The sequence below is a fragment of the Rhodococcus sp. D-6 genome, from assembly GCF_040256695.1.
GTDB lineage: Bacteria > Actinomycetota > Actinomycetes > Mycobacteriales > Mycobacteriaceae > Rhodococcus > Rhodococcus pyridinivorans.
This window is the reverse complement of the sequence record NZ_CP132970.1, coordinates 4,913,248-4,935,461: the sequence shown is the minus strand read 5'-3', so window position 1 is coordinate 4,935,461 and position 22,214 is coordinate 4,913,248. Positions and strand designations below refer to the sequence as shown.

Here is a 22,214-nt window from a genome sequence, read left to right as displayed (position 1 = left end):
GACGTTTTCGACAGACACCTCGTCCGACCCAGCGGAGTACTGCGTGACCGGCTCGCCCTTCCTCCACAACGGCGACGCCACCGCCCCCACCTACGGTCGCGAGCTGCTCGACCGGCTGCTCGCCGGCACCCCGACGGGCGAGTCACCGCTGACCCACGTCGCAGAGATCCCGGCCCGGCCCGCCCACCACAGCGACTGGCCGCAGTGGGCGCACGAGGACGTCGTCCGGGCCTTCCGCGACCAGGGCGTCGAGCGTCCCTGGCACCACCAGGCGAGCGCCGCCGACATCGCGGCCGGCGGGGAGAACGTGGTGGTGTCCACCGGCACCGCGTCGGGCAAGTCGGTCGCCTACCAGCTGCCCATCCTGAGCGCGCTCGCCGACGACCCGCAGGCCACCGCTCTCTACCTGTCGCCCACCAAGGCCCTCGGCGCCGACCAGCTGCGCGCGGTCACCGAACTGACCTCCGACATCGACGGCCTGTCGACCGTGTGCGCGTGTGCCTACGACGGCGACACCTCCACCGAGATCCGGCAGTGGACGCGCCGGCACTCGCGCTGGATCTTCACCAATCCCGACATGCTGCACCTGTCGCTGTTGCCCGCCCACGCACGATGGGCCCGGCTGTGGCGCCGCCTGCGGTACGTCGTCGTCGACGAATGCCACTCCTACCGGGGTGTGTTCGGCTCGCACGTCGCCCTGATCCTGCGTCGGCTCCGGCGCGTGGCCCGCCGGTACGGCGCCGATCCCGTCTTCGTCCTCGCCTCCGCGACGACCGCGGAACCGGGGGCAGCGGCGTCCCGGCTCATCGGAGCACCCTGCCGCGAGATCACCGAGGACGGCTCGCCGCACGGACCCCGCACGATCGCGATGTGGGAGCCGCCCCTGCTGCGCGAACTCACGGGCGAACACGGCGCCCCGGTGCGGCGGGCCGCCGGGACCGAGGCCGCGCGCCTTCTCGCCGACCTCGTCGTCGAGGGTGCCCGCACCCTGGCGTTCGTCCGGTCGCGTCACGGCGCCGAGCTCACGGCCATGGGTGCACGTCGGCTTCTCGCCGAGGCGGCACCGGATCTCGTCGACCGGGTGGCGGCCTACCGGGCGGGCTACCTCGCCGAGGACCGGCGCGACCTCGAGGCCGCGCTCTCCGACGGCCGTCTGCTCGGCGTCGCCAGCACCAACGCCCTCGAACTCGGCGTGGACATCGCCGGTCTGGACGCGGTGATCGTCGCCGGATTCCCGGGCACGGTCGCGTCCTTCCGTCAGCAGGGCGGTCGCGCCGGTCGCCGCGGGCAGGGTTCGCTCGTCGTGCTGGTCGCGCGGGACGATCCGCTCGACACCTATCTCGTGCACCATCCGCAGGCACTGCTCGACCGGCCGGTCGAGGCGACGGTCACCGATCCGAACAATCCGTACGTGCTCGGGCCCCAACTTCTCTGCGCCGCATCGGAACTGCCGATCAGCGATGCCGAGGTCGAGGAGTTCGGCGCGCTCGACGTCCTCACGGACCTCGCGGAGCAGGGACTGATCCGCCGCCGCCCGCACGGCTGGTTCGTCACCCCGGGAACGCAACCGCACGGCGATGTCGAGATCCGCGGCGGGATCGGCCGCCAGGTCTCGATCGTCGAGGGTGACACCGGTCGCATGCTCGGCACCGTCGACGCCGCCCGCGCCCCCGCGACCGTCCATCCCGGAGCTGTGCACCTGCACCAGGGTGAGACCGTCGTCGTCGACGAGTTGTATCTCGAGGATGGCATCGCCCTCGTGCACGCCGAGGACCCGGAATGGTCGACGAGCGCACGCGAGATCACCGACATCTGTTGCATCTCCGTCGACGAACACCGCGAGTTCGGACCCGTCACCGTCGCGTCCGTGGGGGTCGAGGTGACGCACCGGGTGGTCGGCTATCTGCGCCGCCTGCCGTCCGGAGAGGTGCTCGACCAGATTCCCCTCGACATGCCCGAGCACACGCTCGACACCCGCGCGGTGATGTACACGATCGACCCCGACCTGCTCGACCGGATCGGGGTGACCCCCGATCGCGTGCCCGGGGCACTCCACGCCGCCGAGCACGCCGCGATCGGCCTGCTCCCCCTGCTCGCGACGTGCGATCGGGGCGACATCGGCGGCGTCTCCACCGATCTGCACCCCGACACCGGGCTGCCCACCGTCTTCGTCTACGACGGACAGCCCGGCGGTGCCGGATTCGCCGAACGCGGATACCACCGGATCACCAAGTGGCTCACCGCGACCCGCGATGCGGTCGCGGCCTGCGAATGTGCCGCCGGATGCCCGTCGTGCGTGTACTCCCCCAAGTGCGGGAACGGCAACGATCCGCTCGACAAGGCCGGGGCGGTCGCCGTCCTCGATGCCGTCCTCGCTGCGATCGAGGGGTGACGGCGATTCAGGCCACCGGCGCGCCTACTCGGCCGGATCCGGGACGGGAACGGCTGCCAGCAGCCGCTTCGTGTACGGGTCGGGCGGCAACCGCTGGATGCGAGCACAGGCAAGCAACGAGCGCCAATGCGCTGGATACGGCCGCGAGCGACCGCCGACGGGCCTCATCGGGCAGGACCGGCTCGCGCGACGGCCGTCGCCTCCTTGCCGCCGAAGAGAGCCGACACCTCAGCGGTGACCTCGACGAGCGCATCCCACTCTTCGATCTCGCAGCGCCGCAATCGCACTCGCATCCGTGTGGTGATCGCATCGCTCGCCTCGCAAGCCTCCACGACCCCGCGGTCCAGTGCCGAGGCGACCGCCACCGCCGCCAGGTCGGCCGCCGCCTGCGCACGATGACGTGCGACGACGACCGACCCGACGTGCAGCAACGTGGCCGTGATCGCGATGAGGCCGGCCATCACGGCGCAGCCGATCACACTCGCGCTCCCGTCGTCGCCGAGGAGGGACGGGCCCGACCTCATCGCGTTCCTTCCGGCTCGCGCACCGCCACCGCCTCGGCCGTGAGGGTCAGCAACGGGAGCAGCGGACTCTCCGCGGTCACGACCGCCACGATCAGATCTCCTTCCTCGCGTACCGCCACGCGTGCGTCCGGAGGCGCGACTCGCGTGGCCACATCGACCGCCCTCGCTTGATCTCCCCGCGCGGCGAGGCGGGCGGCTTCACGGGCGGCGTCATGGCACCGCACCTGGTACGCGATGCCCAGCACCGCGCCGAGGCACAGCACGAGCACCGTGACCAGGCTTGCGACGGCGAGAGTCGCTTCGACGGTGACCCCGCCTTCGTCCTCACGAACGAAGGCGCGTAACCAGCGTCGTCCGAGCATCTTTCGCATGCGTCGGTATCACACCGCCGTGTTCAGGGCACGCTCGACGATGCCCGTCAGCGCGGACACGATCGAATCGCCGGTCACCACGGTGTACAGCACCGCCCCGAAAGCCGCCGCCGCAATGGTCCCGATCGCATATTCCGCCGTCGACATGCCGTCGTCCTGCACGACGAGCCCGCCGAGGCGACCGCGCAGACCGTGTGCGAACGCTTCGGTCACTGTTCGTTTCCCCATCTTCCGTCCCTCCCATCCGAGCGGCGCGGACCGTCCGCGCCGACGTTCACATCAGCCCCGCACCCAGGACGTCCCGCGCCAGGCCGACGACGACCGGCACGATGCCCAGGCACACGAAGGCAGGCAGAAAGCACAGACCGAGCGGCCCGCTCACGAGTACTCCGGCCCGATCGATCTCGGCGGCGACCCGGTCCTCCGTCTCGGCGCGATGCCGGACCGCGAGTTCGGCGACGGTGTCCGACAGGGGCGCACCGGATTTCGCGGATCGTCGTGCCGCGCGGGCGAAATCGTCCAGCGCGTCGACCGCTCCCGAACCTCCCCACGCATCGGCCGGATCGGCTCCGAGCGCCAATCGGTCGGCACCTCTCCGCAACGCCGCCGCGAGGTCGGGTGGAGCGGATTCCGCGACGACCCGCGCCGCAGAACCGGCGGGCATCCCTGCGCGCAGGCACGCCGCGAAGAGATCGAAGGCAGCGGGAAACGCGTGCGGGTCGGTCTCGGGTTCAGTTGTATCCGACGCGGCAGCAAGGGTTCTCGTGGAGAACAAGCGGGTGGTTCCACGAGGGGTCGGTGCGACGACGAGAGAGGCCGCTCCCAGCAACACCGCCCACGTCGCGCTCATGCCCTCACCCGTGCCGCGATCCGGTCCGTCCACAGCAGACCCACACAGACCAGCGCAGTGCCGACCACGAGCATGACGCCGCCGAGCCCACCGGCGAGGAGGATGCCGAGCGGAGCAGCGCCCATGAGTTGCCCGAGACCCACCCCGAGCACCGGCAGTCCCGCCAGAACCGTCGCCGTGGCCCGAGCACCGGCAAGTCCGGCCTCCGTACGGGCACGGATCCGCATACGCGCGGCCAGATCGATACGCGCGGCCCCGAGCAGTTCGGCGAGGGCGAGACCGTGGCGGTCGGAGACGGCCCACGCATCGGCGACACGACCCAGACTGTCGGCGACACCATTCGAGGATGCTGTGGCCGAACGTAGTCCGTGTGCCGCCGACCCGCCGAGTCGCGCCCGGGCCGCAGCGACCCGGAAGGCATCGGCGACGGACCCGGCCGTCTCCCGGGCCGCCGTCTCGCACGCGTCGGCGGGATGCGTCCCCACCCGCAGATCGGCGATCACGGTGTCGAGTCCCGACAGCAACATCCGTCGTTGCCGATCGAGCTCCGCAGCGCGGCGCCGGGCTCGGCGACGCCACACCGCGGTCGTCGCGACGGTCGCGCCGGCCACAGCCGGTGTGATTCCCGCCCACACCACAACCGTCGCGAGCACGACGACCATCACCCCGACGACTAGGGCGCGCGGTATCGGGCGCGGCGCCGCGCCGGGCACCCCGCGTCGCAGTCGACGGCGGGCCGAGGACGACGGCAGGACGAACAGCGCCGCCGCGAGGCACAGGATCGTCGCGTTCACGGCGCATCCCGTCGACGCAGGATCCGCTCGAGGGCGTCCATGCCGTGCTCGTCGCCCCTGTCGTGGGTCCATGCCGGTGTGACGATCACGCCTGCGACGGGGTCCCGCTCGACCACGCCGATCCCCACGAGACGTCGCGCTCCGTCGCTGCCGCGGTGGACGTGCAGGATCACCTGCACCGCGGCGACGAGCTGGCTGTGCAGCGCCGCTCGATCGAGGCCGCCGAGTGCGGCGAGAGCCTCGAGTCGCGCGGGCACCTCGTCGGGCGAATTGGCGTGCACGGTCCCTGCGCCGCCGTCGTGACCCGTGTTCAGCGCGGTCAGAAGATCGACGACCTCGGCGCCTCTCACCTCGCCGATGACGATGCGGTCCGGTCGCATCCGCAGCGCCTGCCGCACGAGATCGCGGACGGTGACCTCGCCGACGCCCTCCACGTTGGGTGCCCGTGCCACGAGGCGCACCACGTGCGGGTGGGCCGGGACCAGTTCGGCGGCGTCCTCGACACAGACGATGCGTTCGGTCGGATCCACCGCGCCGAGCAGCGCCGCGAGCATCGTCGTCTTGCCCGCACCCGTGCCGCCGACGACGAGGAAGGCCAGGCGCGCGCGGACGATGCGCAGCAGCAACCGATAGGCGACCTCGGAGACCGCACCGCGATCCCGCAGTGCTTCGAGTCCCTGGGTCGTGGGCCGCAGGACCCGCAGTGACAGGCACGTCCCGGCCTGCGCGACCGGGGAGAGCACCGCGTGCAGCCGGACACCGAACTCACCGTGCCCGGGCAACCTGCCGTCGACCCACATCTGGGCGTCGTCGAGCCGACGCCCGGCGAACAGCGCCAATCGCTGCGCGAGTCGTCTGACCGCGGCCTCGTCGGGGAAGGTGACCTCGGTCAGGTGCAGCCCGTTGCCACGATCCACCCAGACGCGATCGGGCGCGGTGACGAGCACGTCGGTCACGGCCGGGTCTGCCAGCAGATCCTCGAGCGGGCCCGCACCGGTCAGTTCGGTCTGCAGATGCCGCAGTGCCGCAAGCAGATCGGAGTCTCCGAGTACTCCACCGGATTCCGCGCGCAGGGCTGCGGCGACGCGGGTCGGAGTGAGCTCCCCGGTCTCGTCGGCCAGCCGGTCGCGGACCCGCGAAAGGAGGTCGTCCCCGAGGGTCCCGGTCATGCCGCACGTCCCGGGCCGGCGCGGTCGGCCCCGACGGCCGCCAGCACGTCGTGCGCCGCACCGAGCAACGGCGAGCGTGACCGCAGCCGCAGGCCCCCGCGTTCGAGCATCTCGCTCAAGCCCGGCTCGGGACGCATCGAGGTGAGCACGTCCAGGCCCACCGCGTCGGACACGTCGACGGCTCGCAAGCCACCGGGTGCGGGCCCGCGGACGACGACTCCGGCCGGTTCACCCCGCGCCGCGAGCGTGCGGGCGACCCGGGCAGCGGAGAGCACCGCACCGATCCGGGCCGGCACGACGACCACGGTGAGGTCGGCCAGTGCGATCACCGCGTCGGCGACCGGGTCGAAGCTGCGCCCCACATCGCAGACGACGGTTGCTCCCGCTCCGCGCACCCCGTCGACGACCGACTCTGCGGCGACGGCGGTGAGCCGATCGGTGTTCTCGCGGTCGGTGGACAGGACGCCCACCCCGGATGCCCATACGGGTACGGCGTCGCGCAGGGCACGCGCGGAGACCCGTCCACCGTCGACGGTGAGACCGGACCACCGCACTCCCGGACACTCCTCGAGACCGGTCAGGACGTCGAGTCCCGCGCCGAACGGATCGGCGTCGACGAGCAGGGTGTCGCGTCGTTCGTCGTTCCCCGCGGCCCAGGCGAGTGCGGCGGCGAAGGTCGACGCGCCCGCTCCCCCGCATCCTCCGACGACCGCGAGGACGGTGCCGGCACCCGTCGAGGGCTCGTCAGCGGCGGCGACGATCGAGAGCAGTTCCACCTCCTCGGACGGGAGGGCGAGGACGTGTTCGGCGCCGACGGTCGCGGCGGCCTGCCAGTCCGCCAGGCCGGCCGTCCCGCTGCACACGAGGATCACGCCGGGGCGGCGGGGATATCCGGCCGCGCATGCCGCTGCGGCGGACGCATCGAGGACGACGATCGCCGCGTCGGTCCACGCCCTGCGGGGCACCGGCACGGACATCTCGTGCAGTGTGCGGTCGGCCGCCGCGACCACACGATGGAGGTCGGCGACCAGCGCGGGATCGTCGACCAGTCCGAGGATGTCGTTCATGCCCGACAGGCTGCCCCGCTACGGGGTCGTGAGTGTCGCGGAAACGGCCTCGGAAGCCCCGCCTGTGGATGGATCAGGGACCTGTGGACAACCCGGCCGTGCGCCCCCTCGTCGCACCTGTGCGCAGGTCGGCGGGTGTAGAAGACAGTACGGAGACGTGTGGAAAAGGCCTCGGACAAAGCGACAGCCCTCGCCAGGGGGGAGGAGGCGAGGGCCGTCTGCGTTCAGCCCCGGGGGGTCGGGCTGAACACAACCCGAGTATCGACCCGGGCATTCGCGATAGTACACCGCTAGGCGTGACTGCTTGCAACTTCAAACACCGGCGCGGCGCGCCCCTATTGTGGTGATCGTGACCGATACGTCCGTGAATCCGTCCCGACCGGCCCCGTCGACGGGGGGCTCACCGGACTCGGCTCGCATCGCAGCGTTCTTCGATCTCGACAAGACCGTCATCGCCAAGTCGAGCGTGCTGGCGTTCACCCGGCCGTTCTTCGAGGAGGGTCTCCTCAGCCGCCGGGCCGTGCTGCAGAGCACCTACGCCCAGCTCCTCTACCTGTTGTCGGCGGCCGATCAGGCCCGGGTGGACCGGATGCGAGAACACATCGCGCACATGTGCAATGGATGGGATGTCGAGCAGGTCGGATCGATCGTCGAGAAGACCCTGCAGGACGTCGTGACACCGCTCGTCTACGCGGAGGCGAAGGATCTGATCGCCGATCACCGGGCCCGCGGTCACGACGTGATCATCGTGTCCGCATCCGGCCAGGAAGTGGTGACTCCGATCGCCCGGACACTCGGTGCCTCCCACAGCACGGGGAGCCGGATGCGGATCGTCGACGGCCGCTACGCCGGCGAGCTCGAGTTCTACTGCTTCGGGGAGGCGAAGGCGGTCGCGATCCGCGAGCTCGCCGAGCAGTACGGTTACGATCTCTCCCGCAGCTACGCGTACTCCGATTCGGCCACCGACCTGCCGATGTTGCTGGAGGTCGGCAATCCGCGCGCGGTCAACCCCGACCGCCCGCTGCGCCGGGAAGCAAACGAAAACGGTTGGCCTGTTCTCACTTTCGCCCGGCCCGTACCGCTCGGACGTCGTGCCCGTCCGTCGCCGCGCGCCCTGGCGACGCTCGCCGCGACCCTCGGAGCGACCGCACTGATACTGGGTGCCACCCGCCGACTGGCCAAGCGCCGGATGCGTTGACACTCAGGGTCACTCGCCGCGGAATCGAGAACAAACATTGCCGTCGGGGGCTTGCCGACATCTCGCGGACGGGGTAGAAAGGAGTTACGGAAGGACGGAAGGCCAAGACCGAATCGGAAGAGAAGATTCGATCTCCCGACTGTTCTTCCCAGCACGGACACCGAGTACCCACGCGAAGCCGATGCCACTATAAGGGCACGAGTGTTGTGGGCCTGCGAGTTCCGGATTTTCGAAGACGAGTACCCCGCACCCGTTGCGAGGACGAATCGACGATACCCGGATCATCGCCGAGGCCGTTGAATCACAACCCATTTCAGCACGCATGGTAACTCGGACCGCCCGTGCTAGCGGGTGGCGGAATCGATCTCGATCGATATGCCACCCGCTTTCGCGTGCAGGGGGTTTCGCGTACAGGCCGCGATTCGGCCGGCGAAGCCCCGCCCGGCACTCAGCCGGCGAACGCCTCGGCGATCGAGCCGGCCTCACGAGCCCCGGCCTCGAGCGACCCACAGCAGAAGAGCACCCAGCCGCCGACGCCCTCCACGGTTCCCGCCCCGAATCCGGCGACCCCGTCGCGGTACGCCTGCAACCGGCGCATCCAGTGGACCTCCGGTACGCCCAGATTGCGCGTATCGAGTCCGGACGCGACGCACACGAGCCGGGACGCGGCCCGCGCCACGATGCCGTCGGCGACACCGAAGGGCTTCAGGACGGACAGTTCACCGTGCACGACCGCAGCGAGAACGGGCGCCGGGGCGTTCGTCCCCCCGGTGACGAGTTGCGCGAGCCCGTCGAGACGCTCGGCGACCCCCGGCTCCGTCCGCGGACGACCCAGCTCCTCGGCGTCCTCCACGAGATCCGCGGCAGCGAGAAGGTGCAGGCGGGCGAGTGCCTGAAGCGGGGCACGTCGCCACGTCGCGACCATGTTGTCGAGCGCGTCGCCGTCGAGCGACTGCGCGACCCGCAGCGCTCCGGCCAGGATCGGATCGCCGCTCTCCCCCGGCTGCGGAAGTTCCATCGACCCGCCGTCGATCGACGCCGAGGCTCGGGCGGCCCGCACCGATGCCTCCGCGGCGGTGTTCGCCCAACCACGCCGATTGGTTCGATGACGATGCACCTCCGCGAGCGCGTCGCGGGCACGGTCGGCGGCGTCGCGTACGCCGGGAAGGTCGACGAGAGGCTGAAGAGGGTCGGTCACGCCGACGACGGTACCGGCGCGCACGCGGTGGACGGACGAGAGGTTCACCGATCGTGCCCGAATGCCGTTCGTCGCGCGAATTCGACCGATGAGCGAAAGTGACGGGGTTGCATATCGATGCAACGGTGCGGCGCCGGTCACAGATGATTACGCTCACAAGAGCCCGAATGGAACCATCCCGGAAAGAGGCCCCGCACCATGACGAGCGCAGCCCAGGAGCACGAATCGAAGGCGTACCCGCCGAGCCCGGAGTTCACCGCCACGGCCAACGCCGGTCCGGAACTGCAGGCCGCGGCCGACGCCGATCGGCTCGGATTCTGGGACGAACAGGCGAAACGACTCGACTGGGCGGAGCCCTGGATGGAAGTGCTCGACTGGTCGAACGCTCCGTTCGCGAAGTGGTTCGTCGGCGGCAAGCTCAACGTCGCCTACAACTGCGTCGACCGGCACGTCGAGGCCGGTAACGGCGATCGGGTCGCCATCCACTTCGAGGGCGAGCCCGGCGACAGCCGGTCGCTGACCTACAACGACCTCCTCGCCGAGGTCTCCCGCGCCGCGAACACCTTCACCGAGCTCGGCCTGGTCGCCGGCGATCGCGTCGCGATCTACATGCCGATGATCCCCGAGGCCATCGTCACCATGCTCGCGTGCGCGCGCCTCGGCCTGACCCACTCGGTGGTGTTCGGCGGCTTCTCGTCGTCGGCGCTGCGGTCGCGCATCGACGATGCGCAGGCCAAGCTGCTCGTCACCGTGGACGGGCAGTGGCGGCGCGGCCAGGCCGCGCCGCTCAAGAACGCCGCCGACGAGGCCGTCGCCGACGCAAAGTCGATCGAGCACGTGCTGGTCGTCGCGCGCACCGGCATCGACGTGGAGTGGACCGAAGGGCGAGACCTGTGGTGGCACGAGACCGTCGAGAAGGCCTCCCCCGAGCACGAAGCGCAGCCGTTCGACTCCGAGCACCCGCTGTTCATCCTGTACACCTCGGGCACCACGGGTAAGCCCAAGGGCATCATCCACAGCTCGGGTGGCTACCTGACCCAGGCGTCGTACACCCACCACTACGTCTTCGACCACAAGCCGGGCAAGGACGTCTACTGGTGCACCGCCGACATCGGCTGGGTCACCGGCCACAGCTACATCGTCTACGGCCCGCTGAGCAACGGCGTCACCCAGGTCGTCTACGAGGGCACCCCCAACTCGCCGAACGAGCACCGGCACTTCGAGATCATCGAAAAGTACGGGGTGTCGATCTACTACACCGCCCCGACGCTGATCCGCACGTTCATGAAGTGGGGTCGCGAGATTCCCGACGCCCACGACCTGTCGTCGATCCGTCTGCTCGGCAGCGTCGGCGAGCCGATCAACCCGGAGGCATGGCGCTGGTACCGCGAGGTCATCGGCGCGGATTCGGCCCCGATCGTCGACACCTGGTGGCAGACCGAGACCGGCGCGATCATGATCTCGCCGCTGCCCGGCATCACCGCCACCAAGCCCGGCTCGGCGATGGCGCCGCTGCCCGGCATCTCCGCGAAGATCGTCGACGACGAGGCCACCCCGCTCGGCGCGGGCGGTAACGGCTACCTGGTGCTCGATCAGCCGTGGCCGGCGATGCTGCGCGGCATCTGGGGCGACGAGCAGCGTTACCGCGAGACCTACTGGTCGCGCTACGCCGAGCAGGGCTGGTACTTCGCCGGCGACGGTGCGCGTTACGACGACGACGGAGCGCTGTGGGTGCTCGGCCGCGTCGACGATGTCATGAACGTCTCCGGTCACCGCATCTCCACCTCGGAGGTCGAGTCGGCGCTCGTGTCGCACCCGTCTATCGCCGAGGCCGCGGTCGTCGGCGCGGCGGACGAGACCACCGGTCAGGGCATCGTCGCGTTCGTGATCCTGCGCGAGCACGTCGAGAACACCGGCGACACGCTCATCAAGGAACTGCGCGATCACGTGGCGGTGGAGATCTCCCCGATCGCCAAGCCCCGTCAGATCACCGTTGTGCCGGAACTGCCGAAGACCCGGTCGGGCAAGATCATGCGCCGCCTGCTGCGCGACGTCGCCGAGGGCCGCGAGCTCGGCGACACCTCGACGCTCGTCGATCCGGCCGTCTTCGACGCGATCCGCGGCAAGTAGCCGAACGACGAAGGCCCCTTCCGGATCCGGAAGGGGCCTTTCGCGGTCGGTACGACTACACCTCGTCGAGCGACCGGTCGCGGGTCTCCTTGACGACGAGCAGCGCGACGAAGGTCGTCGCCGCGGCGATCAGCAGGTAGATGCCCACCCAGCCGACGCCGTAGCTCGTGGCCAGCCACGTCGCGATGAAGGGGGCCACCGCGGCACCGAGGATGCTCGACACGTTGTACGAGATTCCGGAACCCGTGTAGCGGACGTTGGTCGGGAACAGCTCGGGCAGGATCGCACTCTGCGGCCCGAAAGTCAGACCCATGAGCAGCATGCCGACGATGAGGAAGAACAGCATGCGTCCGGAGCTCATGCCGTCGCTCGACAGCAGGAACTGGAAGCACAGGCCGAACACCATGATCGCGCCCGTGACGACCAGCAGGGTCGAGCGGCGACCGTAGCGGTCGGCGAGCCACCCGGCGACGGGAACCGCCGCGGCGAAGAACAGCACCGCGACCAGCTGCAGCACGAGGAAGTCCGCGTACTGGAAACCGGCACCGTGGCCACCTTCCTCGGGGGTCTTGCCCGTTCCGAAGCTCAAAACCCAGGTGGTCATGATGTAGAAGAGCGTGTACGTCGCGAGCATGACGAAGGTGCCGATGATCAGCTCACGCCAGCTGTTCTTGAACACCTCGGCGAGAGGCGTCTTGACCTTCTTGCCCTCGGCGACGGCCTTGGCGAAGACCGGCGTCTCTTCGAGCTTGAGCCGCACGTACAGCCCGATGATCACCATGATCGCGCTGAGCAGGAACGGAATGCGCCAGCCCCATTCGAGGAAGGCGCTCGACAGGTCGGGATCGCCGTTGTCGTGGCCGAGCGCCAGCGTGATGATCAGGAACAGGCCGTTGGCGCCGATGAAGCCGATGGGTGCGCCGAGCTGCGGCCACATCGCCGCCCAGGCGCGCTTGCCGGGTTCGGCCGTCTCGGTGGCGAGCAGCGCCGCACCCGACCACTCCCCACCGAGACCCAGGCCCTGGCAGAAGCGCATGAGCGCCAGCAACGCCGGTGCGATGAGCCCGGCCTGGTGATAGGTCGGCAGCAGGCCGATGAGGAAGGTCGCGATGCCCATCGTCAGGAGCGAGCCGACGAGCGTGACCTTGCGGCCGATGCGGTCGCCGAAGTGCCCGAAGACGACGGATCCGACCGGGCGGGCGACGAAAGCGATACCGAAGGTCGCGAGGGAGGCGAGCAGCGCGGTCGTGCTGTTGCCCTGCGGGAAGAACAGGTGCGGGAAGACCGAGACGGCGGCTGTCGCATAGATGTAGAAGTCGTAGAACTCGATGGACGTGCCGACCATGCTGGCGACGACGATGCGCCGGCGCGGAACGCCTGCGACGAGCGAGGAACCCCCGTCCTCGACTCCGACCGATGTGCTCACTGAACCATCCCCACTACTCCACTCACATTCTGAGACCAGATCCCACTTACTAGGAAAGTGAACACCCGAGTTTCCGCCCACCGCAAATCGGACACCCCTACGGACGCCCTCCGTCCGGCGTTAGACTCTTCCCCGGTGTGCCGGGAAGTCTGGTCGGCGACGGTTCGCCCGTGCCCGTATCCGCCCAGCGAAAGACGCCCGTGTCCGACACCTCCTCACCCACCTGGACCGCACCTCTGGGTCGCTTCCTCCGCACCGAGACGGTCGGCGGTTCACTGCTGCTCATCGCCGCAGCGATAGCGCTGATCTGGGTCAACTCCCCCTTCGGCGACTCCTATCTCGCTCTGCGGGACTTCGAGATCGGCCCGGAGTTCCTGCACCTGCACCTCTCGGTCGGCGACTGGGCCAAGGACGGCCTGCTCGCCGTCTTCTTCTTCGTCGCGGGCCTCGAACTCAAGCGCGAACTCGTCACAGGCGAACTCGCCGATCGCAGGAAGGCGATCCTGCCCGTGATCGCCGCATGCGGCGGCGTGATCCTTCCTGCCGTCATCGCAGCCGTCGTGGGCTGGGGTGCGCCGGGAATGGACCGGGGTTGGGCGATCCCCGTCGCGACCGACATCGCCTTCGCTCTCGGCGTGCTCGCCCTCACCGGTTCGCGCATCCCCACCAGCGCCCGGGTGTTCCTGTTGAGCCTGGCGGTCGTCGACGACCTCATCGGCATCGCGCTCATCGCGATCCTGTTCACCTCGGGACTCGCCGTCGCGTGGCTGCTCGCCACAGTGGCCGCAGCGGCGGCGTACTGGTTCGCGCAGCAGAAGCGCATCACCACGCCGTGGTTGTATGTGCCGCTCGCACTGTTCACCTGGTACGCCATGCACAACGCAGGCATCCACGCGACCGTCGCCGGGGTCCTCCTCGGCCTGCTCACCCGTGTCCGCACCGATCCCGGGGAGGACTACGCACCCGCCGAGCGGCTGGTCCACCACATCCAACCGTGGTCCGCCGGTCTGTGCGTCCCGCTGTTCGCCCTGTTCGCATCCGGTGTACCCATCGGTGCGGAGATGCTCGGCCAGGTGTTCACCGATCCTGTCGGCCAGTCCGTCGTCCTCGGACTGCTCCTCGGCAAGACCGTCGGGATCTTCGGCGCCACCTGGATCTCGATCCGGCTCGGTCTCGCCACCCGCCCGACCGGGCTGATGTGGGGAGACGTGCTCGCGCTCGCCGTGATCGGCGGCATCGGGTTCACGGTGAGCCTGCTCATCGCCGAACTTTCGCTCGGCGACATCCACGGTGGCGAGCCCGCCGAGATCGCCAAGGCCGCCGTGCTGGTGACATCATTGATCGCCTCTGTCCTCGGGTCGGCGCTACTGTTACGGCGTGGGCGCGCCCACCGCCAACGGAACGAACCAACCGAAGGGGTCGAGTAGTGAGCGTGACGAACGCGAATCGTCCGGAGAACGGAGTCCCGTCGAGCATTTCGGGCATCCCGTTGACGAAGGTGGACGCTCCGACACCCCGCGATGCCAGTGTGGGCGAACTGGTACGCGACGCAGCGACACAGCTGTCCACACTGTTCCGCGCCGAAGTCCAGCTCGCCAAGGCCGAGGTGACCGGCGAGGTCAAGAAGGGCGTGCAGGGCAGCCTGTTCTTCATCCTCGCGCTCGCCGTGCTGACCTTCAGTTCCTTCTTCTTCTTCTTCTTTCTCGCCGAACTCCTCGATGTCTGGGTGGCGCGCTGGCTCGCCTTCCTCATCGTCTTCCTGATCATGCTGGTGGTGACGGGCCTGCTGGCCCTGATCGGCTATATGCGGGTCCGGAAGCTGCGCGCACCGAACAAGACCATCGACTCGCTCAAGCAGACCGCGTCGATCCTCCCGAGCAGCCAGGACGGACACGATGCGGACGGCCCGCGCCACGCCGCGCCGCGCCGCGTCACCCGCTGACGAACCGGAACAGCCAGTGCCCGTCCCCGACCCGTCCACGGTCCGGTATCCCGGACCGTGGACGCATCGAGACATCCACGCCAACGGCATCCGCTTCCATGCCGTCGAAGCCGGTCCGCACGACCCGGACACACCTCTCGTGGTGTTCGTGCACGGCTTCGCCGACCTGTGGTGGTCGTGGCGTCACCAGCTCACCGCCTTCGCCGATCTCGGCTACCGGGCGGTCGCGGTGGACCTGCGTGGTTACGGCGACACGGACAAGCCGCCCCGCGGATACGACGGCTGGACGCTCTCGAACGACATCGCGGGACTGATCCGCGCGCTCGGGCACACCGAGGCGGTCCTCGTGGGCCATGCCGACGGGGGCCTCGTGTGCTGGGCGACCGCGGTGATCCATCCGCATGTCGTGCGGGCCATCGCGGTCGTCGACTCCCCGCACCCCATCTCGCTGCGCGACGCGACCCTGCGCGACCGCGCGCAACGCAAGGCTCTGGTGCCGACCTTCCTCGCCTACCAGCTGCCGTGGCGTCCCGAACGGAAGCTGGTTCGCGACAACGGCCTGGAGATCGAACGGCTGATGCGTGTGCGGTGCGGCCCGGACTGGCGACGCACCGACGAGTTCGCCGATGTCGTCGACCGGCTGCGCACCGCGATCCGCATCCCGGGCACGGCGCACCTGACCCTCGAATACCAGCGCTGGGCGTTCCGCAGCCAGTGGCGTCCCGACGGTCGCCGCTTCATGAAGGCCATGGACGTCGAGCTCACCCTGCCGATCCTGCAGCTGCACGGCGCGCTGGATCCCTACGTGCTCGCCGCGACCCTCCGACGCTGCGTGCGGCACGCCCCCGGACGGATCCTGAAATTCGTCGACGGGGCCGGCCACTACGCCCATCAGGAGAAGCCCGAAGCGGTGACGGCACTGCTCGCCGACTTCGTCCGCGGACTCGACTGATCTGCCCGTCCGCCGGACGGGCAGACATCAGACGATGCAGGCGCCGGTCGCAACCGGCTGATTCACCCCGGCCATCTCCAGCTGCCGGCTCACCTCTGCACCGGTGAGAACGAAACCGGTGTCGGTGTTGTCGACCGCCGCGCCGAAGACCATGCCGAGGACATCGCCGGACGGATCGACCAGCGGACCCCCCGAGTTGCCCTGCCGGATCGTGCCGCGCACCGTGTACACCTCGCGTTCGACGGTGCCGCCGCGGTAGATGTCCGGGCCCTGCAGGTCGAGCGTCTCGCGGATCCGCGCCGCGCTCGCCGTGTACGGACCGCCGCCCGGGTAGCCGAGCACGATCGCGTCGTCACCCGACTCCGCCGGCTCCGGGGCGAAATCCAGCGGCTGCGCGGTCAGTCCCGGCACCGCGAGGATCGCGACGTCCACCTCCGGATCGAACAGCACGACGGTCGCTTCGAGCGGGCCGCCGTCCGTATCGACGGTCACCGCTGCGGTTCCGGCCACGACGTGCGCGTTCGTCATCACCCGTTCGGGGGCCACGACGAAACCGGATCCTTCCAGTGCCTTCTGGCAGCTGGGTGCGACACCGTTGATGCGCAGCACGCTCGTCTGCAGCCGGGCCGGGACCGATCCTTCGAGGAGACCGCCGTCGGGTGCCTCCACCTCGGCGATCGGGGTACGCCCGAACGGCCCGATCACCTCGGGCAGACCCGAGGTGTCGAGCAACGCCGAGAACTCGTTGGGGATCGCACGCATCCAGTCGGGGGCGACGTCGTCGACGGTCCCGAGCACCTGGGATCCCCGCACGGCTGCGGAGACGGCGGGCTGGGTCGTGGCGGTCAGCGGGATGGCGAGCAGCCACGCGGCGACGAGCACCGCGACCGATTGCAGACCGGCACCGACGACGCTGTCGACCGCCCGCGCACCCGGACTGTGGATGCCGCTGCGCGCGGCACGTCCGAGCACCATGCCGGCCACCTCGCCGATCACCACCAGCACCACGATCAGAGCGATGCCGGCGAGGATTCGCATGCGCGCATCGTCGATGTGCACGAGCACGTGCGGGGCGATGAGGATGCCCGCGACCGCACCGAGCAGCACACCCAGGAAGGCCAGCGCCGAGGCGACGGCGCCCTGCCGGAGCCCGGAGGACGCGGCGATCAGGACGATCACCACGATGATCAGATCGATCCAGCCCGATCCGGTCATGATTCGACCACCCCCGTCTCCAGTTCGGCGAGTACGACGTCGAGATCACGGACGTCATGGTGATCCCACTCGATCTCCCACCCCGATACCGCGAACAGACCCGCGAGCACACCCGCGGTGAAACCCCAGACCAGCATCCCGTCCACCTGGAAGGCCGGGCCCTGATAGCCCAGACGGTGCCGGACCTGGAAACGGTTGTCGGGGTCGAGCAACTCGTGCAGCGACACCCGGACCACGCGGGTCGCCTCCTTCGGATCGACCACTCCGACCGGGCTCGGGGTCTCCCAGTAGGCGACCACGGGAGTCACGTCGAAGCCGGAAGGCGGGATGAACAGTTCGGGGAGCACGGCGAGCGGCCGGATCCCGGACGGATCCAGGCCGGTCTCCTCCTCCGCTTCACGAAGTGCGGTGTGGATGGCGCCGTAGTCCTCGGGATCGGCGGCGCCTCCGGGAAAGGCCACCTGCCCGCTGTGCTGCCGCAGCGTCGCGGCGCGCTGGGTGAGCAGGACGTCGGCGTCGGCGGGAAGTCCGCCGCGGGCCATCGGATCGGCCTCCGGCGACCCGCCGAACAACACCAGCACCGAGGCCTGCCGCACCCGCGCGTCGCGCGGGGCGCGACGGTTCAGGATCGGGTTGAGACCGTGCGGGTCGGTCGGCGACACCGAGGCGACACGCCGGAGCCATTCGGGGATCATGCGGCCACCCCCAGATGCTCCTCGACGACCGAGGCGACCTCGTCGGCCGACCGGAACGGGATGGGGAGCACGGCGGCGACCGACCCGTCGGCGCGGAGCAGCACCGTCACGGGAAGGACGGCGGGCGCGCCGACCGCGGCCTGTACGCGACCCGAGCCGTCCTGCACACCCGGCAGGTGCACGTCGTAGTCGGCGAGCCGGCCGAGGGCGTTCGACTCGTTCGGGTCGGTGTGGACGGTGACGACGGTGACCTCCTCGCCCACCCGGGCGGCGTAGTCCTGGAGGACCGGCAGTTCCTCGGCGCAGGGAGCGCACCACCAGGCCCACAGGTTCACCACGGCGGGCTTTCCGGCGAGGGCGGCCGCGAGGTCGACGGAGGATCCGTCGCTCACGCACTCGAAGACCAGACCGGCGAGCGGACCGGCGGGAGCGGGCGTGGACCCGCCCGGCTGCGGGCACGGATCGAGTGCGGCGGTCTCCCGCAGCGGAGCGAGGGCCTGCGCGCCGTCCTGGGGCCGGCGGTCCACGGGTGCGGTCGAGGGTGCGGCCGGTCCCGGGCCGGTCGCCGGCGGAGGGTCGCTGCGGTCGCGCGGCCAGATGGCGACGATCAATGCGATGACGACGACGAGAGCTGCCAGGCTCCAGCGGCCTGCTGTGGAAGGACGCACTCCGTCACCGCCCGGCCAGCTCGAGCAGGTGCTCGGTCTCCGGTCCCTTCACCAGCGTGGCCGCGGTCTGCGGATCGGTGGGCCCGGTCCCGTAGGAGGGGCAGTCCTTCGCGAGGACACACACCCCGCATGCCGGCTTGCGTGCGTGGCACACGCGCCGACCGTGGAAGATCACGCGATGGGACAGCAGCGTCCATTCCTTGCGCTCGATGAGCACACCCACCGCGTGCTCGATCTTGACCGGGTCGGTCTCGTCGGTCCATCCCCAGCGACGCACGAGCCGCTGGAAGTGGGTGTCGACCGTGATACCCGGCACATCGAAGGCGTTACCGAGGATGACATTGGCGGTCTTGCGGCCGATGCCGGGCAGCGCGACGAGATCCTTCAGCCGGGCCGGAACCTCGCCGTCGTGCCGCGCGAGCAGGGCCTGGCCGAGACCGATGAGCGAGTTGGCCTTGTTGCGGTAGAAGCCGGTCGAGCGGATGTACTCCTCGAGCTCGGCGCGGTCCGCCTCCGCGTACGCGCGGGCGTCGGGATACCGGGCGAACAGAGCGGGGGTCACCTGGTTGACCCGCACATCCGTGCACTGCGCCGACAGGATCGTGGCGACGGCGAGCTCGAGCGGATTCGTGAAGTCCAGTTCGCAGTAGACGTGCGGAAAAGCCTCGGCGAGGCGCCGGTTCATCCGTCGCGCGCGACGGACGAGGGCCAGTCGCGACTCCGGTCCGCGAGCCTTTCCGTTCACTCGGCGCGGGGCCGTCTCGGGGCTCTCGGACTGGGAGGCATGCACCTGATCCACTCTACGTAAACACTCTCCCCAGGATCCGGCCCCGTGTCTCTTCCGAGACCTTGCGGGTGTTTACTTCCGGGTATGCAAGCTCTTGCTGTCGTCCTCTTCCCGGTGCTGCTCATGTTGTTCGCACTGTCCATGGAACGTGTCGAAGCGCGCTTGAGCCGGTTGTCCGTCCGTGAGCAGGAAGTGGAAGAGTTCCTCGACAAAGCGGACCAGGCCGATGTCGCGGCACTCGCTCGTGAAGGTTTCCCGGGGGCTTTGGCCCGCTTCCAGCGTCGCCGCCGCCGCGGACCGAGCACCGACGGAGCGGACGATTCGGACGGTCATCTGCGCGCGCGCCGCGCCAGCTGAACGACTACTTGCCGGTAGCCTCGAGGTACCGATGATCGGGTTCGTCGATCGTTTCCGTGGTATCGGTCACTCACTCGTGCAGCGCGCACGATAGACTGGGCGCTCGTACGCCTGACAGGTGACCTGCCCAGGAAGTCCGTCGACGTGCAGACCCGGCAGTAGATGACGAATCATTCCCAAAAGGAGCGCACGTGGACGAGGTCCTGGCCAGAGCAGGCATCTTCCAAGGAGTCGAGCCCTCGGCGGTTGCGGCGCTGATCAAAGAGCTTCAGCCTGTAGATTTCCCGCGCGGCCATGTCATCTTCAACGAGGGTGAGCCCGGCGACCGGCTGTACATCATCGTTTCCGGCAAGGTGAAGCTCGGACGTCGTTCGCCCGACGGTCGCGAGAACCTCCTGACGATCATGGGCCCGTCCGACATGTTCGGCGAGCTGTCGATCTTCGACCCGGGTCCGCGCACCTCCACCGCCACCACCGTCACCGAGGTGCGAGCCGTGAGCATGGACCGCGAGGCGCTCAAGGCGTGGATCGACCAGCGCCCCGAGATCGCCGAGCAGCTCCTCCGCGTGCTGGCCCGTCGTCTGCGTCGCACCAACAACAGCCTCGCCGACCTGATCTTCACCGACGTCCCCGGTCGTGTCGCCAAGGCACTGCTCCAGCTCGCCCAGCGTTTCGGCACCCAGGAGGCCGGCGCCCTGCGTGTCACGCACGACCTGACGCAGGAAGAGATCGCGCAGCTCGTCGGCGCGTCCCGCGAGACCGTGAACAAGGCCCTCGCCGACTTCGCGCACCGCGGCTGGCTGCGTCTCGAGGGCAAGAGCGTGCTGATCTCCGACTCGGAGCGTCTGGCGCGTCGCGCTCGCTGACCCACGGACATACGAAAGGCCGGGACGCTCGCCGCGTCCCGGCCTTTCGTATGCGTATCCCAGCCGTAGCTGCTTCGACCCAGCCGTAGCTGCTTCGACCCAGCCGTCCGGCTGCTTCGACTCAACCGTGGCTGCGCAGGTACTCCAACTGCACGTTGACGGACTTCTCCGCCGCACCCCACAACGAGGGGTCGACGTCGGCGTAGACGTGCTCGACGACCTGCCGTGCGGAGGCTTCGGCGCCGAGGGTGCGCAGCGCACCGCGCACCTGCTCGAGCCGACCCTCCCGGTGCGCGAGGTACTCCCGCGCGATCGTCTCGAGGTCGGGCAGCTCGGGGCCGTGCCCGGGCAGCACCGTGTAGCCACCGCCGAGACCGATGAGCGACCTCAACGACCGCAGGTAGTCGCCGAGGTCGCCGTCGGAGTCGTCGAGCACGGTCGTGCCGCGGCCGAGGATGGTGTCGGCAGTGAGCACACTGCGGTCCTGCTCGATCACGAACGACAGCGAATCGGCGGTGTGCCCCGGGGTCGCGACGACCCGGATGCGCAGACCCGCCGCCTCGACGACGTCACCGCCGGACAGTTGCTGCCCACCGCCGTGGCGGTGTTCCGGCAGCACTGCGTGCACCGGGCATTCCGCGAGTTGCGAGAAACGCTCGGCACCCTCGGTGTGGTCGAAGTGGCGGTGACTGATGAGGGTCGCCGCCACCGGCACCTGCGCGATCCGCTCGAGATGGCCTTCGTCGAGGGGACCCGGATCGACCACGACGCACTCGTCGCTGCCGGGGGCCCGGAGGATCCAGGTGTTCGTTCCCTCGAGGGACATGATCGAGGGGTTCTCGGCCAGGATCACCGCGGCGTTCTCGGTGACCTGGCGCAGCTGCGCGTAGGCGGGGTGGACCAGCGCCATCACATGTGCCTCTCGTGTCGGATCCGTCGGGAGCCGCCTCCGATCGGGGAGGGTGGCGTCAGCGTACTTCCACCATCAGCTCGACCTCGACGGGAGCGCCGAGGGGAAGTTCGGCGACGCCGACGGCCGATCGGGCGTGCGCGCCGACCTCACCGAAGATCTCCCCGAGCAGTTCCGACGCGCCGTTGATGACGCCGGGCTGTCCGGTGAAGCCCTCGGCGGACGCCACGAAGCCGACGACCTTCACGACGCTCGCGATGTTGTCGAGTCCGACGAGACCGTCGACTGCGGCGAGCGCGTTGAGCGCGGCGGTGCGGGCCGCGGTCTTCGCCTCCTCCGCTGACACCTCGGCACCCACCTTGCCGGTGTGCGTCAGCTTCCCGTCGGCCAGCGGCAGCTGACCGGAGGTGTAGACGACGTCGCCATTGCGGACGGCGGGTACGTAGGCCGCCACCGGGGCGGCGACCGGCGGCAGGGTGATGCCGAGTTCGGTCAGGCGATCGCTCCAGGTGTTGTGCGACACCGATCAGCCCTTCGGACGCTTGAGGTAGGCGACGTGCTGCTCACCGGTGGGGCCGGGCAGGACGGTGACGAGCTCCCAGCCGTCGGCACCCCACTGGTCGAGGATCTGCTTGGTCGCGTGCGTGAGCAGCGGCACGGTTGCGTATTCCCATGTGGTGGTTTCACTCATATCCTGACCTTA

The 22,214-nt window shown here is 69.6% G+C and carries 24 protein-coding genes; 8 read left to right on the top strand and 16 right to left on the bottom strand.

Annotated elements, in window-relative coordinates; genetic code table 11:
• Positions 1 to 43 precede the first annotated feature (43 nt).
• Positions 44 to 2,392, top strand: a complete 2,349-nt coding sequence (locus RBB84_RS23235) for a DEAD/DEAH box helicase (protein ID WP_064256721.1) — start codon at positions 44 to 46, stop codon at positions 2,390 to 2,392.
• A 164-nt stretch (positions 2,393 to 2,556) separates the two neighbouring features.
• Here RBB84_RS23235 and RBB84_RS23230 read toward each other — a convergent pair whose 3' ends face one another.
• The 7 genes from RBB84_RS23230 to ssd form a co-directional block, all read right to left on the bottom strand.
• Complete coding sequence (locus RBB84_RS23230) at positions 2,557 to 2,916, bottom strand: Rv3654c family TadE-like protein (protein ID WP_064256720.1); 360 nt, start codon at positions 2,914 to 2,916, stop codon at positions 2,557 to 2,559.
• Positions 2,913 to 3,287: a TadE family type IV pilus minor pilin gene (locus tag RBB84_RS23225; protein WP_350246916.1), complete on the bottom strand. Its 375-nt coding sequence runs from the start codon at positions 3,285 to 3,287 to the stop codon at positions 2,913 to 2,915. Before RBB84_RS23225 ends, RBB84_RS23230 begins: the two co-directional genes overlap by 4 nt.
• A 9-nt stretch (positions 3,288 to 3,296) precedes the next feature.
• Positions 3,297 to 3,434, bottom strand: a complete 138-nt coding sequence (locus tag RBB84_RS23220; RefSeq protein ID WP_228045087.1) for a DUF4244 domain-containing protein — start codon at positions 3,432 to 3,434, stop codon at positions 3,297 to 3,299.
• 127 nt (positions 3,435 to 3,561) lie between these two features.
• Positions 3,562 to 4,137, bottom strand: coding sequence for a type II secretion system F family protein (locus RBB84_RS23215; RefSeq protein ID WP_041803541.1), 576 nt, complete (start codon positions 4,135 to 4,137; stop codon positions 3,562 to 3,564).
• Complete coding sequence (locus tag RBB84_RS23210; protein WP_064256719.1) at positions 4,134 to 4,931, bottom strand: type II secretion system F family protein; 798 nt, start codon at positions 4,929 to 4,931, stop codon at positions 4,134 to 4,136. The genes RBB84_RS23215 and RBB84_RS23210 overlap by 4 nt, the downstream gene beginning before the upstream one ends.
• Positions 4,928 to 6,100, bottom strand: coding sequence for a TadA family conjugal transfer-associated ATPase (locus RBB84_RS23205; protein ID WP_024102820.1), 1,173 nt, complete (start codon positions 6,098 to 6,100; stop codon positions 4,928 to 4,930). The genes RBB84_RS23210 and RBB84_RS23205 overlap by 4 nt, the downstream gene beginning before the upstream one ends.
• Positions 6,097 to 7,167 (bottom strand): septum site-determining protein Ssd, encoded by a 1,071-nt coding sequence (ssd, locus tag RBB84_RS23200; protein WP_064061132.1) that lies wholly within the window; start codon positions 7,165 to 7,167, stop codon positions 6,097 to 6,099. Before ssd ends, RBB84_RS23205 begins: the two co-directional genes overlap by 4 nt.
• Positions 7,168 to 7,531: 364 nt before the next feature.
• Between ssd and RBB84_RS23195 the strand changes: the two genes are divergently transcribed.
• A complete protein-coding gene (locus tag RBB84_RS23195) occupies positions 7,532 to 8,365 on the top strand; it encodes an HAD-IB family hydrolase (protein ID WP_041803954.1) in 834 nt (277 codons plus the stop codon).
• A gap of 448 nt (positions 8,366 to 8,813) precedes the next feature.
• Here the strand turns inward: RBB84_RS23195 and RBB84_RS23190 are convergent, their stop codons facing one another.
• Entirely contained in the window at positions 8,814 to 9,563 is a 750-nt protein-coding gene (locus tag RBB84_RS23190; RefSeq protein ID WP_033097956.1) for a hypothetical protein, read from the bottom strand.
• Positions 9,564 to 9,761: 198 nt separating this feature from the next.
• Between RBB84_RS23190 and acs the strand changes: the two genes are divergently transcribed.
• On the top strand, positions 9,762 to 11,693 hold the full coding sequence (gene acs, locus RBB84_RS23185; RefSeq protein WP_064256718.1) for an acetate--CoA ligase: 1,932 nt from the start codon (positions 9,762 to 9,764) through the stop codon (positions 11,691 to 11,693).
• A gap of 55 nt (positions 11,694 to 11,748) precedes the next feature.
• Here the strand turns inward: acs and RBB84_RS23180 are convergent, their stop codons facing one another.
• Positions 11,749 to 13,119: an MFS transporter gene (locus RBB84_RS23180; protein ID WP_006552417.1), complete on the bottom strand. Its 1,371-nt coding sequence runs from the start codon at positions 13,117 to 13,119 to the stop codon at positions 11,749 to 11,751.
• 200 nt (positions 13,120 to 13,319) lie between these two features.
• Between RBB84_RS23180 and nhaA the strand changes: the two genes are divergently transcribed.
• The 3 genes from nhaA to RBB84_RS23165 are packed head-to-tail and all read left to right on the top strand — an operon-like array spanning position 13,320 to position 16,013.
• Positions 13,320 to 14,546 (top strand): Na+/H+ antiporter NhaA, encoded by a 1,227-nt coding sequence (nhaA, locus tag RBB84_RS23175; protein WP_041803540.1) that lies wholly within the window; start codon positions 13,320 to 13,322, stop codon positions 14,544 to 14,546.
• Positions 14,546 to 15,061 (top strand): phage holin family protein, encoded by a 516-nt coding sequence (locus tag RBB84_RS23170; protein ID WP_006552419.1) that lies wholly within the window; start codon positions 14,546 to 14,548, stop codon positions 15,059 to 15,061. Before nhaA ends, RBB84_RS23170 begins: the two co-directional genes overlap by 1 nt.
• A 16-nt stretch (positions 15,062 to 15,077) precedes the next feature.
• Positions 15,078 to 16,013 carry an alpha/beta hydrolase gene (locus tag RBB84_RS23165; RefSeq protein WP_024102813.1) on the top strand — a complete coding sequence of 312 codons (936 nt, stop codon included), beginning with the start codon at positions 15,078 to 15,080 and terminating at the stop codon, positions 16,011 to 16,013.
• A 27-nt stretch (positions 16,014 to 16,040) separates the two neighbouring features.
• On the opposite strand, the gene RBB84_RS23160 is transcribed toward RBB84_RS23165, so the two are convergent.
• From RBB84_RS23160 to nth, 4 genes are read right to left on the bottom strand one after another with little or no spacing between them, the layout of a single operon-like run.
• The gene (locus tag RBB84_RS23160; RefSeq protein ID WP_006552421.1) at positions 16,041 to 17,228 is read right to left on the bottom strand and encodes a MarP family serine protease; all 1,188 of its coding nucleotides are present in this window, start codon (positions 17,226 to 17,228) and stop codon (positions 16,041 to 16,043) included.
• Positions 17,225 to 17,923: a CoA pyrophosphatase gene (locus tag RBB84_RS23155; RefSeq protein WP_006552422.1), complete on the bottom strand. Its 699-nt coding sequence runs from the start codon at positions 17,921 to 17,923 to the stop codon at positions 17,225 to 17,227. Before RBB84_RS23155 ends, RBB84_RS23160 begins: the two co-directional genes overlap by 4 nt.
• Entirely contained in the window at positions 17,920 to 18,591 is a 672-nt protein-coding gene (locus RBB84_RS23150) for a TlpA disulfide reductase family protein (RefSeq protein WP_006552423.1), read from the bottom strand. The genes RBB84_RS23155 and RBB84_RS23150 overlap by 4 nt, the downstream gene beginning before the upstream one ends.
• A 4-nt stretch (positions 18,592 to 18,595) precedes the next feature.
• The gene (gene nth, locus RBB84_RS23145; RefSeq protein ID WP_064256717.1) at positions 18,596 to 19,390 is read right to left on the bottom strand and encodes an endonuclease III; all 795 of its coding nucleotides are present in this window, start codon (positions 19,388 to 19,390) and stop codon (positions 18,596 to 18,598) included.
• A gap of 72 nt (positions 19,391 to 19,462) precedes the next feature.
• On the opposite strand from nth, the gene RBB84_RS23140 reads away from it, so the two are divergent.
• Both RBB84_RS23140 and RBB84_RS23135 read left to right on the top strand, forming a co-directional pair.
• The gene (locus RBB84_RS23140; RefSeq protein WP_033097906.1) at positions 19,463 to 19,735 is read left to right on the top strand and encodes a hypothetical protein; all 273 of its coding nucleotides are present in this window, start codon (positions 19,463 to 19,465) and stop codon (positions 19,733 to 19,735) included.
• Positions 19,736 to 19,926: 191 nt separating this feature from the next.
• Positions 19,927 to 20,601, top strand: coding sequence for a Crp/Fnr family transcriptional regulator (locus RBB84_RS23135; RefSeq protein WP_016934470.1), 675 nt, complete (start codon positions 19,927 to 19,929; stop codon positions 20,599 to 20,601).
• A 121-nt stretch (positions 20,602 to 20,722) separates the two neighbouring features.
• Here RBB84_RS23135 and RBB84_RS23130 read toward each other — a convergent pair whose 3' ends face one another.
• Genes RBB84_RS23130 through RBB84_RS23120 form a run of 3 tightly spaced genes read right to left on the bottom strand, consistent with a single transcriptional unit; the run spans position 20,723 to position 22,202 of the window.
• Positions 20,723 to 21,511 (bottom strand): MBL fold metallo-hydrolase, encoded by a 789-nt coding sequence (locus tag RBB84_RS23130; RefSeq protein ID WP_064256715.1) that lies wholly within the window; start codon positions 21,509 to 21,511, stop codon positions 20,723 to 20,725.
• A gap of 58 nt (positions 21,512 to 21,569) precedes the next feature.
• A complete protein-coding gene (locus tag RBB84_RS23125) occupies positions 21,570 to 22,034 on the bottom strand; it encodes a RidA family protein (protein ID WP_064256714.1) in 465 nt (154 codons plus the stop codon).
• Positions 22,035 to 22,037: 3 nt separating this feature from the next.
• Positions 22,038 to 22,202, bottom strand: a complete 165-nt coding sequence (locus tag RBB84_RS23120) for a DUF4177 domain-containing protein (protein ID WP_006552429.1) — start codon at positions 22,200 to 22,202, stop codon at positions 22,038 to 22,040.
• Positions 22,203 to 22,214 lie beyond the last annotated feature (12 nt).